The organism is Streptomyces sp. G5(2025) (assembly GCF_049542075.1).
GTDB lineage: Bacteria > Actinomycetota > Actinomycetes > Streptomycetales > Streptomycetaceae > Streptomyces.
The window spans coordinates 1005514-1022050 of sequence record NZ_JBMUZT010000002.1 but is presented as its reverse complement, the minus strand read 5'-3'; the positions used below and the strand labels follow the sequence as shown (position 1 = coordinate 1022050).

General features: G+C 72.2%; 15 protein-coding genes. 4 read left to right on the top strand and 11 right to left on the bottom strand.

The window, feature by feature from the left end; all coding sequences use genetic code 11:
• Window positions 1–10 precede the first annotated feature (10 nt).
• The 4 genes from chvE to ACOBQB_RS04975 all read right to left on the bottom strand — a co-directional run bounded on the left by chvE (window position 11) and on the right by ACOBQB_RS04975 (window position 4669).
• Window positions 11–1120: a multiple monosaccharide ABC transporter substrate-binding protein gene (gene chvE / locus ACOBQB_RS04990; RefSeq protein ID WP_423589078.1), complete on the bottom strand. Its 1110-nt coding sequence runs from the start codon at window positions 1118–1120 to the stop codon at window positions 11–13.
• Between the two features lie 3 nt (window positions 1121–1123).
• Window positions 1124–2092, bottom strand: a complete 969-nt coding sequence (locus ACOBQB_RS04985) for a hypothetical protein (protein WP_423589076.1) — start codon at window positions 2090–2092, stop codon at window positions 1124–1126.
• 103 nt (window positions 2093–2195) lie between these two features.
• Complete coding sequence (locus ACOBQB_RS04980; protein WP_423590404.1) at window positions 2196–3164, bottom strand: zinc-dependent alcohol dehydrogenase; 969 nt, start codon at window positions 3162–3164, stop codon at window positions 2196–2198.
• Window positions 3165–3502: 338 nt separating this feature from the next.
• Complete coding sequence (locus tag ACOBQB_RS04975; protein ID WP_423589074.1) at window positions 3503–4669, bottom strand: mandelate racemase/muconate lactonizing enzyme family protein; 1167 nt, start codon at window positions 4667–4669, stop codon at window positions 3503–3505.
• Window positions 4670–4926: 257 nt separating this feature from the next.
• Here ACOBQB_RS04975 and ACOBQB_RS04970 point away from each other — a divergent pair, with 257 nt between their 5' ends.
• Together ACOBQB_RS04970 and ACOBQB_RS04965 are read left to right on the top strand one after the other, a co-directional pair.
• Window positions 4927–5697 (top strand): IclR family transcriptional regulator, encoded by a 771-nt coding sequence (locus tag ACOBQB_RS04970; RefSeq protein ID WP_423589072.1) that lies wholly within the window; start codon window positions 4927–4929, stop codon window positions 5695–5697.
• Window positions 5698–5702: 5 nt separating this feature from the next.
• Window positions 5703–6572 (top strand): SMP-30/gluconolactonase/LRE family protein, encoded by an 870-nt coding sequence (locus tag ACOBQB_RS04965; RefSeq protein ID WP_423589070.1) that lies wholly within the window; start codon window positions 5703–5705, stop codon window positions 6570–6572.
• Between the two features lie 21 nt (window positions 6573–6593).
• On the opposite strand, the gene ACOBQB_RS04960 is transcribed toward ACOBQB_RS04965, so the two are convergent.
• The 6 genes from ACOBQB_RS04960 to ACOBQB_RS04935 form a co-directional block, all read right to left on the bottom strand.
• Entirely contained in the window at window positions 6594–7589 is a 996-nt protein-coding gene (locus ACOBQB_RS04960) for an ABC transporter substrate-binding protein (protein WP_423589069.1), read from the bottom strand.
• Between the two features lie 82 nt (window positions 7590–7671).
• Entirely contained in the window at window positions 7672–8445 is a 774-nt protein-coding gene (locus tag ACOBQB_RS04955) for an ABC transporter ATP-binding protein (protein ID WP_423589068.1), read from the bottom strand.
• A 1-nt stretch (window position 8446) separates the two neighbouring features.
• The gene (locus ACOBQB_RS04950) at window positions 8447–9544 is read right to left on the bottom strand and encodes a FecCD family ABC transporter permease (protein ID WP_423589066.1); all 1098 of its coding nucleotides are present in this window, start codon (window positions 9542–9544) and stop codon (window positions 8447–8449) included.
• Complete coding sequence (locus tag ACOBQB_RS04945; RefSeq protein WP_423589064.1) at window positions 9541–10812, bottom strand: MFS transporter; 1272 nt, start codon at window positions 10810–10812, stop codon at window positions 9541–9543. Before ACOBQB_RS04945 ends, ACOBQB_RS04950 begins: the two co-directional genes overlap by 4 nt.
• A complete protein-coding gene (locus tag ACOBQB_RS04940; protein WP_423589062.1) occupies window positions 10809–11657 on the bottom strand; it encodes a Rossmann-like domain-containing protein in 849 nt (282 codons plus the stop codon). The genes ACOBQB_RS04945 and ACOBQB_RS04940 overlap by 4 nt, the downstream gene beginning before the upstream one ends.
• A gap of 64 nt (window positions 11658–11721) precedes the next feature.
• Window positions 11722–12711, bottom strand: coding sequence for a pyridoxal-phosphate dependent enzyme (locus ACOBQB_RS04935; protein ID WP_423589061.1), 990 nt, complete (start codon window positions 12709–12711; stop codon window positions 11722–11724).
• Window positions 12712–12982: 271 nt separating this feature from the next.
• Here ACOBQB_RS04935 and ACOBQB_RS04930 point away from each other — a divergent pair, with 271 nt between their 5' ends.
• On the top strand, window positions 12983–13903 hold the full coding sequence (locus ACOBQB_RS04930; RefSeq protein ID WP_423590403.1) for a kinase: 921 nt from the start codon (window positions 12983–12985) through the stop codon (window positions 13901–13903).
• Between the two features lie 59 nt (window positions 13904–13962).
• Window positions 13963–14433 (top strand): Fur family transcriptional regulator, encoded by a 471-nt coding sequence (locus ACOBQB_RS04925; protein ID WP_423589059.1) that lies wholly within the window; start codon window positions 13963–13965, stop codon window positions 14431–14433.
• A 42-nt stretch (window positions 14434–14475) separates the two neighbouring features.
• On the opposite strand, the gene ACOBQB_RS04920 is transcribed toward ACOBQB_RS04925, so the two are convergent.
• Window positions 14476–16509: a heavy metal translocating P-type ATPase gene (locus ACOBQB_RS04920; RefSeq protein ID WP_423589058.1), complete on the bottom strand. Its 2034-nt coding sequence runs from the start codon at window positions 16507–16509 to the stop codon at window positions 14476–14478.
• Window positions 16510–16537: the final 28 nt, after the last annotated feature.

The window sequence follows — 16537 nt, the reverse complement described above, 5'->3', positions numbered from 1 at the left end:
ATGGGCGCGCTCACGTGAGCTGCCCCGCCGTGAAGTACCCCTCGTCCACGAGGAGCTTGGTGTTCGACTTGTCGACGCTGACCGGCTCCAGGAGGAACGCCGGGACGGTCTTCTCGCCGTTGTTGTAGTCCGTGGTGTTGTTGACCTGCACCTTCTTGCCCGCCAGGACCGCGTCGCCCATCTTCACCGTCTGCGCGGCCAGCTTGCGCGTGTCCTTGAACACCGTCTGCGTCTGCTCACCCCGAATGATCGACTTCACCGACGCCAGCTCGGCGTCCTGCCCGGTGATGACTGGCAGCGGCTCGCTCTTGCTGCCGTAACCCGCGCTCTTGAGCGCCGAGATGATGCCGATGGAGATCCCGTCGTAGGGCGAGAGCACCGCGTCGACGCGCTGGTCGCCGTAGCTCTTGCTGATCAGGTCGTCCATGCGCTTCTGCGCCGTGCCGCCGTCCCACTTCAGCGTCGTAACCTGGTTCAGCCGCGTCTGCTTGCTGCGCACCACGAGCTGACCGGACTCGAAGTACGGCTTCAGCACCTTCATGGCGCCGTTCCAGAAGTACTTGGTGTTGTTGTCGTCCGGGTCGCCCGCGAACAGCTCGATGGACCGCGTGCCGTCGGCGTTCTTGTCGGGCTTGCCGAGCTTCAGCTTGTCGACGAGGTACTGGCCCTGGAGCCGCCCCACGCGTTCGTTGTCGAACGACGCGTAGTAGTTCACGTTCTTCGTGCCGAGGATGAGGCGGTCGTACGAGATGACGGGGATGCCCGCGTCATGGGCGCGCTTGAGCACGTCGGTGAGCGCCGAGCCGTTGATCGCGGCCACCACCAGCAGCCGGTGCCCCTTCGTGATCATGTTCTCGATCTGGGCGACCTGGTTCTCCACCTTGTCGTCGCCGTACTGGAGGTCGGTGTCGTAACCGGCCATCTTGAACTGCGCCGCCATGTTCCTGCCGTCGGCTATCCACCGCTCGGAGGACTTGGTGGGCATGGCGAGACCGATCGTGCCGCCCTTGCCGTCGTCCGGCTTGTAGCGGCTGCCGCCCTTGGCCTCCTGACCGCAGGCGGACAGCGAGACGGCGAGCAGCGCGGTGGCGACGGCGATGACGGGAGTGCGGGTGCGCATGGGTCAGTCCCCTTCCGGGACGGGGAAACGGCACAGCTCGCCCGGCAGCCGCGAGCCGAGCGGCGACATGCCGCCGTCCGCGCCGTGCCGGACCAGCAGATCCAGGGCGAGACGGCCGCGCCTGACCCGCTCCCGGGCCGTGGCGAGGGCGTGCTCGCGCAGGTGGGCGCCGTACGGGTAGATGCCGGTGGCCTTGGCGAGGCCGAACTTCACATACAGCGGGGCGCCGCGCCGGATCAGCTCGGCGACCTCGTACATCCGGACGTAGCCGCCGAGGTCGTCGGGGGCCTCGACGTACATGTCCATCGGCGCCCGGCTGACCCGGCGGATCTCGGTGAGGTGGGCGGGGGTCAGATCGGACGGCACGTTCAGGGAGTCGGCGCCAAGACGCTCGTACACCGCGTACGAGGCCGGGTTGACCGGACCGGTCAGCGCGGACAGCTTGAAGGTGGTGTCGGCGGGGAGCACCCCGGCGGCGCGGAGTCTGTGCAGCGTCCACAGCACGCCCTCGTCGGCGACGAGGAGGCACTTCACGCCGAGCCCGGTGGCGCGCACGGCGTCCTCGACGCAGCCCGCGAGCGCGTCGTGGCCACGGGCGCGCAGCCCCGCGCCGCCGGAGTCGGTGCGGGTCGAGCCGCCGATGTCCCAGGTGCCGCGCGGCCCCGTGAACAGGCACAGCTCGATGTCGCGTTCGGCACAGGACTCCACCATCTCGGTGATCTCGTCGTCACCGAGCATCCAGACGCCGCTGCCCTGGCTGATCCGGTGGACGGGCAGGTCCAGGCGCGCGCTCTCCTTGAGGACGACGGCGAGCGCCTCGGGCCCTTCGGCGGAGGGGATCTCGGTGCGCCACGTGCCGCCGTCGGGGAACGTGTGGGGCGAGGCGTCGGCCGGATCGGCGGCGGGCACGGGATGGCCGATACGGGCGAGGGCGTCGGCGCCGGGGCGCCGGGGGGCTGACGGGGCGGTCACGGGACTCCAATGCGTGAGGGGAAGCGCCCCCAAGGGGCGCGGGGCTGTGTCGGTCGGCGGCTCCGCCGCGGGGGCGCGGCCGGCTGCGGGTGGCCGCGGGAACTCAAGGCAGCAGAAGCACCTTCCCGACCTTCGGATCACCCCCGCCGACCAATGCGACGGCCTCCCCGAACCGCTCCAGAGGGAAGTCGTGGGTGATCAGCGAGGCCGGATCCAACAGCCCGAGTCCGAACGCCCGCACCGCCTCCGACCACGCCGACGACGGCGCCCCGAACACGGACCGCACCTCCAGCTGGCTCAGCGACAGATGCACCGGGTCGATGCCGGCCGCGCCCGGCGTGAACATGCCGGTGAGCACCACCCGGCCGCCCCGGCGGGCGAGCAGGCACGACGAGGCGGCGGTGGTCGGCGCGCCCGCCGTCTCCACGACCAGGTCGAAGCGGCCGTGCGCCGAATCCGCCTCGTCGGGGGAGAGGGCCGCCGTGGCCCCGAAGTCCCTCGCCTGCTCGCCGCGGGCCGCCCGTGGGTCGACGACGGCCAGCTCGGCGGGGTTCGACGCGGCGAGGAGCTGCACCGCGAGCAGACCGAGGGTGCCCGCGCCGACCACCGCGACGCGCTCGCCGGGCCTCGGGCGGCCCGCCCGCACCGCGGCGGCGATCACCGCGGACGGCTCAAGGAGGGCCGCCGCGCGCAGGTCGGCGTCGTCCCGCAGCGGGTGCAGGAGCCGGGCGGGCACCGTGAGGTGGTCGGCGAAGGCGCCCGGCTCGGTGAACCCGGTCTCGGCGTAGCCGCCGGTGCACAGGCTGGTCTCCCCGCACCGGCAGCGCTCGCAGACACCGCAGGCCCGGAACCCCTCCGCGACGGTCCTGCGGCCGACGAGGGCGGGGTCGACGCCCGCGCCCACCGCCGCCACGGTCCCGGACCACTCGTGGCCCGGGGTCACCGGGTAGCGCACATACGCGGCGTCGCGATGACCGTCGTACACCTCGCGGTCGCTCATGCAGATCCCGGCGGCCGCCACCCGCACGAGGACCTCGCCGGGGCCCGGCTCCGGGACGTCACCGGTGACCAGCCGGTGCTCGCCCGGCCGGTCGACGACGACGGCGCGGCTGCGCGCTTTTACGCCTGGCCGGTTGCTGGCGGCTGTGCGGCCGGCCGCTTCCTCGTACGGCGGGTCGGGGGTGATGGCGGTGCGGTTGTTCTCTTCGTCGCCGGGCTGGTCGGCCAGGGGTGTGCGGTTGTTCTCTTCGTCGCCGGGCTGGTCGGCCAGGGGCGTGCGGCTGTTCACTTCCTTGCCCGGCCGGTCGGCGCGGGTCACACAGCTGTTTACTTCCTCCCGCGGCCGGTTGGCGCAGGTAGCGCGGCTGTTCACTTCCTCGTCCGGCCCGTCGCCGCGGGTCGCGCGGTTGCTCACTTCCCCGCCCCGCCGGGAGACCGCTTCTCCCAGCCCTCGGCCCACAGGTCGAACCGGGCCTGCTGCTGCGGGAACTCGGCGGCCGCGTCGGTGTCCAGTTCGACGCCGAGGCCCGGCTCGTGCGACAGCTCGAAGCAGCCCGTCTCCGGGTCGACCCGCGGCGCGCCCTTGACGACCTTCTTGATGTCGGCGTCCGCGAAGTCGTTGAAGTGTTCGAGGATCTTGAAGTTCGGCGCGGTGAAGCCGACTTGGAGCGAGGCGGCCGTCAGAACGGGGCCGCCCACGTTGTGCGGGGCGACCAGCATGTAGTGCGTCTCGGCGGTGGCCGCGAGCTTGCGGGTCTCCCAGATGCCGCCGATGTGCCCGACGTCCGGCTGGATGATGTCCACGGCCTGGCTCTCGAACAGCTCCCGGAACTCGATCCGGTCGTGGATGCGCTCACCGGTGGCCACCGGCATGTCCACCTTCGCGGCGACCTTCTCCAGGGCCTTGAGGTTCTCCGGCGGCACCGGCTCCTCCAGCCAGGCCGGGCGGAACGGCGCGAGATCGCGGGCCAGGCGGACCGCCGTGGCGGGCGAGAAGCGGCCGTGCATCTCCAGCATCAGCTCGGCGTCCGGCCCGATCGCGTCCCGCACGGCCTCGATCAACGACACGGCGTACAGGCTCTGTTCGTGGTCCAGCTCGTAGTGGCCGGTGCCGAAGGGATCGATCTTCAGCGCGCGGTAGCCGCGCTCCATGACGCCCTGGGCGGCCTTGTGGTAGGCCTCCGGGGTGCGCTCCGTGGTGTACCAGCCGTTGGCGTACGCCTTGACGCGGTCCGTGACCTTGCCGCCGAGCAGCTGCCACACGGGGACGCCGAGCGCCTTGCCCTTGATGTCCCAGCAGGCCATCTCGATGACCGCGATGCCGGACATGACGATCTCGCCGGCCCGGCCGTAGTCGCCGTACTTCATCCGGCGCACCAGGTCCTCGACCGCGAACGGGTCCGACCCCTTGATGTGGTTGGCCTCCGCCTCGCGGAGGTAGCCGATGAGCGCGTCGGTGTGGCCGAGCATGCGCGTCTCGCCGACGCCCGTCAGGCCTTCGTCGGTGTGGACCTGGACGTAGGTGAGGTTACGCCAGGGCGTTCCGACCACATGCGTGCTGATTCCCGTGATGCGCAAGGCAGTTGTCCCTTGACTTGTTCGGTATTTCGTCACACGTTCGAAATGCTGGCGTGACGTTATTCACGGTGGCCGGAAGGTGTCAATGGTTCGCGCGAAACGGTCTTGAGGCGGCCCCGGCGGCGACTTGGCACCGCCCTTCCGGGGCCGTGAGGGCCATTGCGTCGCGAACGGCGGCATGCCTAACCTGTGTTCGTCATACCGATCAGCGACCGAAGTTTCGGACGCACGGGTTCGCGCTCAGGGTGGGAGGCCTCATGGGACGACTGGTTCCCGCGGTGACCAGGTCGCTGGACATACTCGAACTGTTCCTGGAAGGCGACGGGACGCTCTCCGCGCCCGAGGTGACCCGCAGGCTCCAGCTGCCGCGCACCACCGTGCACGAACTGCTCACCACCTTGGCGGCCCGCTCCTACCTGGCGCAGATCCCGGACCAGCCGGGCCGCTACCGCCTCGGCGTACGCACCTACCAGCTCGGCAGCCGCTACGCCGAGCAGCTCGACCTCGCGGCCGAGGGGCAGCAGGTGGCCCGCGAGGTCGCCGAGACCTGCGACGAGACCGTCCACGTCGCCATCCTGGAGGACACGGACGTCATCTACATCGCCAAGGTCGACTCCACGCACGCCGTGCGCATGGTCTCCGCGGCGGGCCGCCGGCTCCCGGCGCACTGCACCTCCGTCGGCAAGATGCTGCTCGCCTCGCTGCCGCAGCCGGAGCTCGAAACGCGCCTGAAGGGGCGGGAGTTCGTGGCGATGACCCCCGCCAGCATCACCGACCCCGACGAGCTGGCCGCCGTACTCGCGGACATCCGGGAGCGGGGCGTCGCCGTCGAACACCGGGAGTCCAACCCCGACGTCAGCTGCGTGGCCGCGCCCGTGCGCGACAGCGCGGGCCGGGTCGTCGCCGCCCTGTCCATCTCCGTGCCGATGATCCGCTGGAGCGAGGAGCGCGAGCGGGAACTGGCCGAGCTGGCCGCCAAGGGAGCCGGTGACCTGTCCCTCCGCCTCGGCCACCGGGGCGGGCGGTGAGCGCCGTGTCCGTGCGGAGGTACGCGTACGAGGTGGCGGTCCGCGAGCAGGCCCTGCTCGGTGAGGGCCCCACCTGGGACACGGGGGCCGAGCGCCTCATCTGGGTCGACATCCTCGCCTCACGCGTCCATACGTACGCTCCCGGCGACGGCCACCGCACGGTCATGGCCACCGAACAGCACGTCGGCGCGGCCAAGCCCCGCGCGGGCGGCGGCCTGGTGGTCAACCTCCGCGACGGCGTCGGCCTGTACGGCCCCGGCGGCGCGTCCTTCACCTGGCTGGTGCGCGCCCCCGTACCGGGCCGCCGCGGCAACGACGCCGCCGTCTCACCCGACGGCGCGCTCTGGGCGGGCACCATGCGCTACGACGAGGCGCCGGGCGGCGGCGGCCTCACCCGCGTCGCCCCCGACGGCACCGTCACCGAGCAGTCCGCACCGCTCGGCGACGTCGCCGTCAGCAACGGCACGGGCTGGAGCCCCGACGGGCGGCTCATGTACTACGCCGACAGCCCCACGCGCCGGGTCGACGTCCTCGACTTCGACGGACGCCACGCACGGAACCGCCGCCCGTTCGCGGTGATCGAGGACGGCGCGGGCGACCCCGACGGACTCACCGTCGACGCCGAGGGCTGCGTCTGGGTCGCCCTCTGGAACGGCGGAGCCGTCCACCGCTACACCCTCGACGGACGGCTCGACCGGGTCATCGACCTCCCGGTGCCCCGGCCCACCGCCTGCGCCTTCGGCGGCCCCGGCCTGCGCGACCTCTACATCACCACGGCCCGCGCCGGCCAGGAGCGCCCGCACCCGCTGGCGGGGTCGGTGCTCGTGGTGCCGGACGCGGGCCAGGGGCTGCCGGGCACGCCTTTCGCGGGCTGAACCGTCCGAATCGGAAGAGGGTCAGCGCTTCAGCTCACCCAGGTACTTCCCGAACTTCTCCAGGCCGTCGATGTTGCGGGGCCCGCTGATGCCCTCGTTGTAGTCGAGGACGAAGAAGTTGTTCTTCTTGACGGCGGGCAGCTCCTTCGTGTGCGGGGACTTCTTCAGGAACTCGATCTTCTTCTTCGCGGGCTGGTCGCCGTAGTCGAAGATGATGACGACCTCGGGCTCGGCCTTGGTGACGGCCTCCCAGTTCACCTGCGTCCAGCGCTCGTCGAGCCCGTCGAAGATGTTCCTGCCGCCCGCCGTCTTGATGATGTCGTTCGGCGGGACCTGGCTGCCGGCGGTGAAGGGCTGGTCGGTCCCGGAGTCGTAGAGGAAGACCGGCACCGGATCGCCCTTGGGCGCCTGCTTCTTGACGGCCGCCACGCGCTTCTTGAGGCCCCCGACGACCTGACCGGCCTTCTTCTCGACGTGGAAGATCTTCCCGAGCCGCTCCAGGTCGCTGTAGAGCGCGTTGAACGGCGTGACCTTCTGCGGATATCCGGGGTAGTTGTAGCAGCTCTCCGTGTGCATGAAGCTCTGGACGCCGAGCTTGTCCAGGATCTTCGGGGTGATGCCGCGCTGGTCGCTGAAGCCGGAGTTCCAGCCCGCGACGACGAAGTCCGACTTGGCCTCGACGACGATCTCCTTGTTGAGCAGGTCGTCGCTGAGCATCTTCACCTTGGCGTACTCCGACGCCCACGGCGACTCGCTCACCGGCGGGTTGGCGGGCGGCATCACGTACCCGTGGACGTGCTTCGTCAGGCCGAGGCTGAACAGCTTGTCGGCGCTGCCGCCCTCGTAGGCCACGGCACGCTGGGGCACCTTGTAGGAGACGGGCTCGCCGCATCTCTTGACGGTGGTCTTCTCGGCCGCCTTGGCGTCGCCGTCCGTCTCGACCTCGGCGCCGCAGCCGCTCAGCAGCAGCGTGGCCGCGAGCGCGGACCCGAGGGTGATGGACCGGATGTGTGACATGGGGATGTGGTGCCTTTCAGAGGTGTTCCCGCGGAGTGCGGGGCCGGATCAGAGGGCCAGAGGGTTCAGAGGGGCAGAGGGATCAGAGGGAGGGGTGGAGCGCGTACAGCAGTTGTGGATCACCTGTCAGCGGATGGGGTACGACGGTCGCCTTCACGCCGAACACATCGGCCACCAGGCTCTCGGTGAGTACGTCGGCGGGGGACCCCGAAGCCACCAGGCGCCCCTGGGACAGGACACCGATCCGGTCGCAGGCGGCGGCCGCGAGGTTGAGGTCGTGCAGCACGACCAGGACGGTCAGTCCGGCGCCCCGCAGATGCGAGAGCATCTCGATCTGGTGGCGCACGTCGAGGTGGTTGGTCGGCTCGTCGAGCACCAGGATCCGGGGCTCCTGGACGAGGGCGCGGGCGAGCAGGACGCGCTGGCGCTCCCCGCCGGACAGGGTCAGGACGCCCCGTTTGGCCAGGTGGAGGATGTCGAGCCGCTCCATCGCCCCCGCGCACAGCTCCCGCTCGCGCGCGCTGAGCGCCTGGTTGCCCCGCTGGTGCGGGGCGCGGCCGAGCGCCACGACCTCCTCGACGGTGAAGTCCAGGTCGACGGCGCCGTCCTGCGTCATCGCGGCGACGAGCTGCGCGCTGCGGCGCATCGACAGGCCCGCGATGTCGTCGCCGCCGACCCGCACCGTGCCGGTGGCCGGGCGCAGCGCGCGGTAGACGCAGCGCAGCGCGGTCGACTTGCCGCTGCCGTTCGGGCCGACGAGGCCGACGACCTCGCCGCTGCCCGCGTCGAGCGAGAGGTCCCGCACCAGGCTCTTGCCGTCGATGACGACACCGAGCCCCTCGATTCGCAAGTCCATCTCAACGGCCCCCGAACACATAGCCCTTGCGGCGCATCAGCGCGATGAACACCGGTACTCCGACGAGCGCGGTGATGACACCCAGCGGCAGTTCGCGCGGCGCGACCACCGTCCGGGACAGCAGGTCGACCCAGACCATGAAGACCGCGCCGACCAGCGGGGCGACGGCCAGGACCCGGGCGTGGCCGGCGCCGACCACCATGCGCACCAGGTGCGGCATGACGAGCCCCACGAAGCTGATGGCGCCGCTCACCGCCACCATCACGCCGGTGACCAGCGAGACCAGCACCAGCAGCGACCTGCGGTGCCGGTCGGGGCTCAGGCCGAGGCTCGCCGCGGTCTCGTCGCCGAGCGCGAGCACGTCCAGGGCGCGGCCGTGGCGGTACAGCACGGCGAGGCCGAGCAGGACGACCGCGGCGACGACGGGCAGCGCGGCCCAACTGGCGGCGCCGAAGCTGCCCATGGTCCAGTACAGGACCATGCCGGTCGCCTCGCTGTCCGGCGCGAAGTAGATGATGACGCTCATCACGGCCTGGAAGCCCAGGGACATGGCGACACCGGTCAACACGAGACGCAGCGGCGAGAGGACGCCGCCGCTGGACGAGGCGACGTACACGAGGAACGACGCGACGAGCGCCCCGAGGAACGCCCCCGCCGACACCGCGTACACCCCGAGCGCGGCCAGGCCGCCGGTGACCGTCACCGCGACGGCGCCCACCGACGCCCCGGAGGAGACACCGAGGACGAAGGGGTCGGCGAGGGCGTTGCGCACCATGGCCTGGATGGCGACGCCGACCGCGCTGAGCCCGGCGCCCACCAGCGCGGCGAGCAGGACGCGCGGTGTGCGGATCTGCCAGATGATCTGGTACGTCGTCGTCTCGTCGGCGCCGATGCGCCCGCCCGTGAGCGCCGCCCACAGATAGCGGGCGGTCTCGGCGGGCGTCACGAAGGCGGCGCCCAGACCGATGGCCACGACGACGGACGCGACCAGGACGAGGAAGAGCGCGACGCAGGTCAGGGCCAGGGCCCCGGGCGAGGCGAGCCGGTCCCGTACGGCGGCCCGGGGGCGCGCGGGCGCCGCCTCCGTGAGGGTGCTCATGCTGATCCGGCCTCCGTTTCCTCGCCGCTCCGGGACGCGCGCAGCACCAGGACGGCCGCGCCGAGCGCGGCGACGACCAGGGCGCCGAAGACGGCGGCGGTGCCGGGGTAGCCGGCGAGGCCGAGGCCCGCGCCGCCGAGCGCCGCGCCGACGAACACCCCAAGGCTCTGGCCCGCCGCGTTGAGACTCAGCGCCGAGCCGCGCAGCGTCGTGCCGCAGCGCCGCACGATGAGGCTGACCACGCACGCGGCGACGATTGCGTGGCTGGCCGCGTGCAGCGCGGTCATGGCGAGGGAGAGCGGCAGCCAGTGCGTGAAGTAGAAGCCCACGACGGAGACGAGGGCGGCGACCAGACCGATGCCGAGCAGGCGTTCCGTGGCGACGCGCGGCGCGGCGGAGTTGGTGATGCGGCCGGTGAGGAGGTTGCTGACGAAGAACGACGCGCCGCTGAGCGTCCACACGAACGCGAACAGCCCGGCGTCGAGATCGAACCGCTCCTCGTAGAAGGCCGCGAGATACGCCAGGTAGCCCATGAACACGGCGGTGCGCAGGAAGCCGATGAGCAGCAGCGGCACCACCCCGCGCACGGCGGCCAACGCCTTGAACGAGGCGAGGTAGCCGAGGCGTCGCTCAGCCGGAGCGTCATCCGGGGAGGCCTCCCTCTTGCGGCGGGCCACGAAGACCACCGCGAGCAGCAGCGACACCACCGTCACGCCGAACAGGTCGCCCTGCCAGCCCCAGAACAGCGCGGGCAGCGCTATGACGGGTGCCGCGAGCATGGCGGTCATCGACTGCGTGGCCGTGACCAGTGTCGCCGCGCGCCCGGCGGCCTTGCCGGTGCCGAAGCGGTCGGCGGCGGCGGCCGTCAGCGCCGGGTTCAGGACGGCCGTACTCGCGCCGATGAGCAGGCAGAACACGGCGAGCAGGACGAAGTCGCCGCTGGCGCCGAGGGCGGCGGACGCCCCGAGGGCGACGAGCGCGCCGGCCGCCGCCCACTCCTTCGGCACCCGGTCGATCAGCGGGGCCAGGGCCGTGCCCACCAGCAGGGCGGCGAGGCCGCCGAGTCCGCGCAGGCCGCCCATCGCGGCGACGCCGCTGCCCGCCTCGTCGGCGATCGGCACGAGGTAGGTGCTGAAGACGGTGAACGGCAGCAGCCCCACCGCCGAGGCGAGCAGCACCGGCCACAGGGTGCGGGCCATGCGCAGATCGCCCGGGATCGGTTCCTCTGCCTTGTCCACGGCAGGGCCCTTCACAGCGTCGACGCTCACGCATCCGCTCCGTTCGCGAGGGCGGCGCGGTAGCGGTACATCGGCGTGGCGTCGGCGCTGAACTGGGAGAACGTGAACGGCTCGGCGTTGAGTCCGGTGACTCCCGCGCCGAGGAAGGCGCGGGCGACGGCGCTGCCGCTCTGGGCGTAGACGGTGAGCGGGACGCGGTGCTCGACGCAGTGCCGCAGGATCAGGTCGAAGGTGCCGTTGCTGAGCGTCATGCCGGTGGCGACCACCGCGTCGGCCTGCGCGAGGACCTCGGTCATGTCGTCGGTCACGGGGTCGCCCCACGCGGTCGTCCGCAGGTTCAGGTCGCAGGGCAGGCAGACGCCGCCCCGCTCCCGGATCGCCGCGACCAGCGGATTGACGACGCCGATCAGGGCGACCTTGGCGCCGGGCTCGATGTCGAGCAGCCCCGCCACAGCGGCGTCGCGCGCCTCGGCGCGGACCTCCGGCGTGCCGGTGGGCAGCATGACGCGCTCGGCGTCGTCGGCGTCGCGGTGCGGGCGCACCCGGGACAGGTAGGCGTCCAGGGCGGCGGTCCGCACCGGCGCGGACTCGTCGCGCAGCAGCTTGTCGAGGGAGTGGCCGGAGGCGTTCTCGCAGAATTCGGGGGCGAGTTCACCGGCCTCGAAGGAGCACGCGCCGAAGGAGTCGCCGACGCGCAGCAGCAAGTAGTGGTTGTGGTAGGTGACGTCACCACCGGCCAGCCGGGTCGTGTTGTAGAGCCAGAACGCGCTGGTGACGGTGAGGTCGGCCGGATCGGGGCCGTGCTCGCCCGCGAGGACGGCCTCCGTCAGCTCCGCGACGGTGGTGTGGGGTAGGGGGGGTATGGGACGCGACATGGTGTTCTCTCTTGATCTACAGGGGTGTTGAAGGAGCAGAGGTGGCGGCCGGCTGCCGGGAACGTCAGGCGGTGGCGGGCCAGGCCGTGGTGGACCAGGGGTGGCGCAGCTGGTCGAGCGAGGTGATCTCATGCGGCTTCAACGTGTCGACGTCCAGGGCCTGTTCGTGCCGTGAGTACGCGCTCTCGACGTAGCGGTGGCCCGTGTCGGCCGCGATGAAGACGTAGGTGCGCGAGCCGTCCCCGCGCCGCTCCCACAGGGCGCTCAGATACGCGGCGCCCGCGGAGAGCCCGGCGAAGATGCCGCTGGTGCGCAGCAGGGCGACCGCTCCGGAGACGGCGCAGTCGAAGTTCACCCAGTGCACGCGGTCGTACAGGTCGTGCCGGACGTTCTGGAACTCGATGGCGCTGCCGATACCGGCGATGATCATGTCCGGGTCGGCGACGTGCTCGGAGCCGAAGGTGACACTGCCGAAGGGCTGTACGCCGACGAGCGTCACGTCGCGTCCGGCCCCGCGCAGATACGTGGCGAGGGCCCCGGTGGAGGCGCCCGACCCCACGCCGCCGACGAGCGCGAGGGGGCCCGTCGGGATGCCGGCGTCGATCGACTCGGCGACCTCGCGGTAGCCGTAGTAGTGGATGGCGTCGTGGTACTGCCGCATCCAGTGGTACGAGGGGTTGGCGGCCAGGATCTCGGCGATGCGCCGCACCCTCAACTCCTGGTCGAGTCGGAGGTCCTTGGAGGGCGCGACCTGTTCCAGGGTGGCGCCGAGTATCTCCAGCTGGACGCGGGTCGAGCGGTCCACCGTGGTGGAGCCGACGATGTGGCACTTCATGCCGTAGCGGTGGCAGGCCAGGGCCAGGGCCTGGGCGTAGATGCCGCTGGAGCTGTCGATGAGGGTGTCGCCGGGCTGGACGGCACCTGTTTCGAGGAGGTGGCGGACGGCTCCGAGAGCCGAGTAGATCTTCATGGTCTCGAAGCGGAGGCAGGCCAGATCCGGTTCGAGGGATATGAGGTCGGGCTTTTTCACCGCTTCGGCGATGTGTGGATGCATGGCGCGGATCCCCCCGTTGGGACGTCGGAGCGGAAGAAAGACGCCGAGAGCATCACACTAGATGAAAATGATTGTCAAGACCGGGTAAGGTCGTCACACTGTCCCAGGAGCGGTGCGTCGCTGACGGGCGGTGCGTCCATGAGAGGTGGTGCGTCGCCGTGTGCGCGCGTCCCGCCGTGTCGAGAGGAGTCGCGTGAAGCTGTCCCAGGAGGCCGGAGCGAGGGCTCGCCTGCCGCGGCAGGGGCCGCGTCCGGGCGGGCGGGGGCCGGGGGTGGCCACCGGTGTGGGTACCGCCTTCGGCACCTTCGGGGAGCTGCTCCAGGGCGTGTTGCCCGAGGAGGACGGCGACTTCCTCGTGACGCTGCCCGTCGCCCGCTGGAGCATGGCCACCTACCGGCAGGAGTCCGACTCGGGCGAGCTGGAGGTCTGGCCGCCGCGCAAGACGAAGGCGCTTCAACTGGCCCGCATGATCGCCGACTTGGCGCCGCGGGGCGCGAGGTCCGCGCGCGGCGGGACGCTCACCGTCAGCAGCGTCATCCCCGAGGGCAAGGGGCTCGCCAGCTCCTCCGCCGACCTGGTCGCCACCGCGCGGGCCGTCGGCCGGGCCCTCGGCGTCCCCATGCCGCCCGCCCGCATCGAACGGCTCCTGTCCCGCATCGAGCCCACCGACGGTGTGCTCTACCCCGCGATCGTCGCCTTCCACCACCGCAGCGTGCGGCTGCGCGCGGTCCTCGGGTCGCTGCCCGCCATGGCCGTGGTCGGCGTCGACGAGGGCGGCTCGGTCGACACGGTGGACTTCAACCGCATCCCCAAACCGTTCACCGCGGCGGACCGCCACGCCTACGCCGCCCTGCTCGCGCGGCTCACCGACGCCGTGCGCGCACGGGACCTCGCGGAGGTCGGCCGCGTCGCCACCCGCAGCGCTCTGATGAACCAGCGCCTGCGGCACAAACGCCTGTTGGAGCCGGTGCGGGCCGTCTGCCGCGAGGTCGGCGGCCTCGGTGTGGCGGTCGGCCACAGCGGTACGACCCTCGGCGTCCTGCTCGACGCCACCGACCCCGCGTACACCCGCCGGGTGACGGCGGCCTCCCAGGCGTGCGCGGAGCTGGCGGGCGGCGTCTCGGTCTACCGCACGCTGAGCTTCCGGGGCGCCTCGCGCGCGACGGTGACGGCGGGGGAGGGGGTGCCGTGACGGGCGGCGGCACCGGCGTGGGGGCCACCGGGCCGCAGGGATCACGAGGGGGCCGTCCCGTGGCGGAGGGCGGGCGCGCGGTGACCGGCGTGCGCAGGACACCGCAGCGCGCCGCCGTGCTCGAAACCCTCGGCCGTTGCCGGGAGTTCGTCTCCGCCCAGGAACTGCACGCCCTGCTCGCCGGACTCGGCAGCGCGGTCGGACTCACCACCGTCTACCGCGCGCTGCGGGAGCTCGACCGCGCCGGACTCGTCGACGTCGTACGGGACGAGTCCGGCGAGCGGCTCTACCTCCGGCGGCCCACCGACGAGCACCGCCACTACCTCATCTGCCGCCGCTGCGGCCGCAGCCAGCCGGTCGACGCGCGCGACGTCGAGACGTGGACCGAACGCCTCGCCGAGAGCACCGGCTTCGCGGAACTGGAGCACACCCTGGAACTCAGCGGAGTCTGCGGTCGGTGCCGCCGCCCTCCTGGTGCCGCGTCGGATGATGCCGCGTCGGATGGTGGCGGGGTGGGGGTGGGGCGTTGAGCGCGACAGGCGGGACCGTCGGCCTCCGCCGATCGTGTTGCTCTACTGGCGCCACGCCGAACCTCGCAGCAGCCGCAGGCCGTTGAGCCCGACCAGGACCGTGGAACCCTCATGCCCCGCCACACCCAGCGGCAGCGGAAGGTGGCCCGCCAGGTCCCAGGTCACCAGCGTGCCGACGCACACGGAGGCGATGACGAGGTTCTGCACCACCACGCGCCGGGCCCGCCGGGAGAGCGCCACCACGGCGGGGACCGTGGCGAGTTCGTCCCGGACCACCACCGCGTCGGCGGTCTCCAGGGTCAGGTCGGAGCCGGTCCTGCCCATGGCGATGCCGCTGTGCGCGGCGGCGAGCGCGGGCGCGTCGTTCACGCCGTCGCCGACGACGAGGACCCGCTCGCCCCGCTCCTCCCACTCCCGTACGGCCGCCACCTTGTCCTGCGGCAGGAGCCCCGCCCGGACCTCCTCGATCCCGGTCTCCTCCGCGAGGCGCGCCGCGGCGTAGGCGCTGTCCCCGGTCAGCAACACGGGTGCGGAGCCCGTGAGTTCACGCAGGCCCGCGACCGCCTCGGCGGCCCCGGCACGCGGCAGGTCGGCGAGGCGCAGCAGGGCCGCGGGGACGTCGTCGACCACGACGAGGACGACCGTGCGGGCGTCCGCGTCCGCCGCCGCCCGCGTCATCGCGTCCACCGCCATGACCGACGTACGGGAAGCCTCGTCGGCGGCGGCGAGAAGGCGGTCCGGGCTGCCGACCTGGACGGTGCGGCCCGCGACGACCGCGCGCACGCCGCGCCCCGGGGCGGCGGCGAAGTCACCCGCCTTTGCCAGGGCAAGACCGCGCTCGCGGGCGGCGCCGACCACGGCGCGGGCGAGCGGGTGTTCGCTGGGATGCTCGGCGGCCGCCGCCAACGCCAGCACCTCGTCCTCGGTGAGGCCGCAACCCGGCAGCGTACGGATGTCCGTGAGGCGGGGCGCGCCCTCGGTGAGCGTGCCCGTCTTGTCCAGGGCGACCTTGGTCACCGCGCCGAGCCGCTCCATCACCACCGCCGACTTCACGAGCACGCCGTGCCGCCCCGCGTTGGCGATCGCCGAGAGCAGCGGCGGCATCGTCGCGAGCACCACCGCGCAGGGCGAGGCCACGATCATGAAGGTCATGGCCCGCAGCAGCGTCTCGGTGAACGCGGCGCCGAGGGCGAGCGGCACGGCGAACAGCGCGAGGGTCGCCACCACCACGCCCACCGAGTACCGCTGCTCGACCTTCTCGATGAACAGCTGCGTGGGTGCCTTGGTCTCGCTGGCCTCCTCGACCATCGCCACGATACGGGCGATCACGGAGTCCGCCGGGTCACGGCCGACGCGTACGCGCAGCGCGCCCGTGCCGTTGAGAGTGCCCGCGAACACCTCGTCGCCCGCCTCCTTCGCCACCGGCAGCGGCTCCCCGGTGATGGTGGCCTGGTCGACCTCACTGGCACCGTTCAGCACGGCGCCGTCGGCGGGCAGCCGCTCACCGGGCCGTACGAGCACGATGTCGCCGATCCGCAGCGCGTCCGCCGGCACCCGCTCCCCGCCGCCCTCTGTGTCGTCAGTGTTGCCAGTGTTGCAAGTGCTGTCAGTGCTGTCAGTGCTGTCAGTGTGAAGACGCAGTGCCATCGCGGGCGCGAGATCCAGCAGACCGCGCACGGAGTCCGCCGTGCGCCGCGTCGCCAGCGCCTCCAGCGCCCCGGACACCGCGAAGATGACGATGAGCAGGCCGCCGTCCAGGAACTGCCCGATGGCGGCGGCGCCGAGGGCCGCCACCACCATCAGCAGATCGACGTCCAGACTCCGTTCCCGCAGCGCCCGGAGCCCCGCCACGCCCGGCTCCCAGCCGCCGGCCGCGTAACAGAGGACGTAGAGGGGACCCCACGTCCAGGCGGGCGCCCCGGCGAGGTCCAGCGGGAACGCGAGCAGGAAAGCGGCCGTCGCCAGCGCGGCCCAGCGGACCTCGGGCAGGGCGACGAGCCGGGCGCGGCGCGCCGGCGCGGGCACGGCGGTGGCGGAGGCCGGGCTCGGCCGGTCGCCCACCAGGGCGGAAGACATCGGGGCACACCTCGTGTGTTCGGGGACG

Coding starts and splice junctions, on each gene's coding strand:
- chvE (WP_423589078.1), bottom strand. CDS start 1,120: ATGCGCACCCGCACTCCCGTCATCGCCGTCGCCACCGCGCTGCTCGCC.
- ACOBQB_RS04970 (WP_423589072.1), top strand. CDS start 4,927: ATGGGACGACTGGTTCCCGCGGTGACCAGGTCGCTGGACATACTCGAA.
- ACOBQB_RS04960 (WP_423589069.1), bottom strand. CDS start 7,589: ATGTCACACATCCGGTCCATCACCCTCGGGTCCGCGCTCGCGGCCACG.
- ACOBQB_RS04955 (WP_423589068.1), bottom strand. CDS start 8,445: ATGGACTTGCGAATCGAGGGGCTCGGTGTCGTCATCGACGGCAAGAGC.
- ACOBQB_RS04950 (WP_423589066.1), bottom strand. CDS start 9,544: ATGAGCACCCTCACGGAGGCGGCGCCCGCGCGCCCCCGGGCCGCCGTA.
- ACOBQB_RS04940 (WP_423589062.1), bottom strand. CDS start 11,657: ATGTCGCGTCCCATACCCCCCCTACCCCACACCACCGTCGCGGAGCTG.
- ACOBQB_RS04935 (WP_423589061.1), bottom strand. CDS start 12,711: ATGCATCCACACATCGCCGAAGCGGTGAAAAAGCCCGACCTCATATCC.
- ACOBQB_RS04920 (WP_423589058.1), bottom strand. CDS start 16,509: ATGTCTTCCGCCCTGGTGGGCGACCGGCCGAGCCCGGCCTCCGCCACC.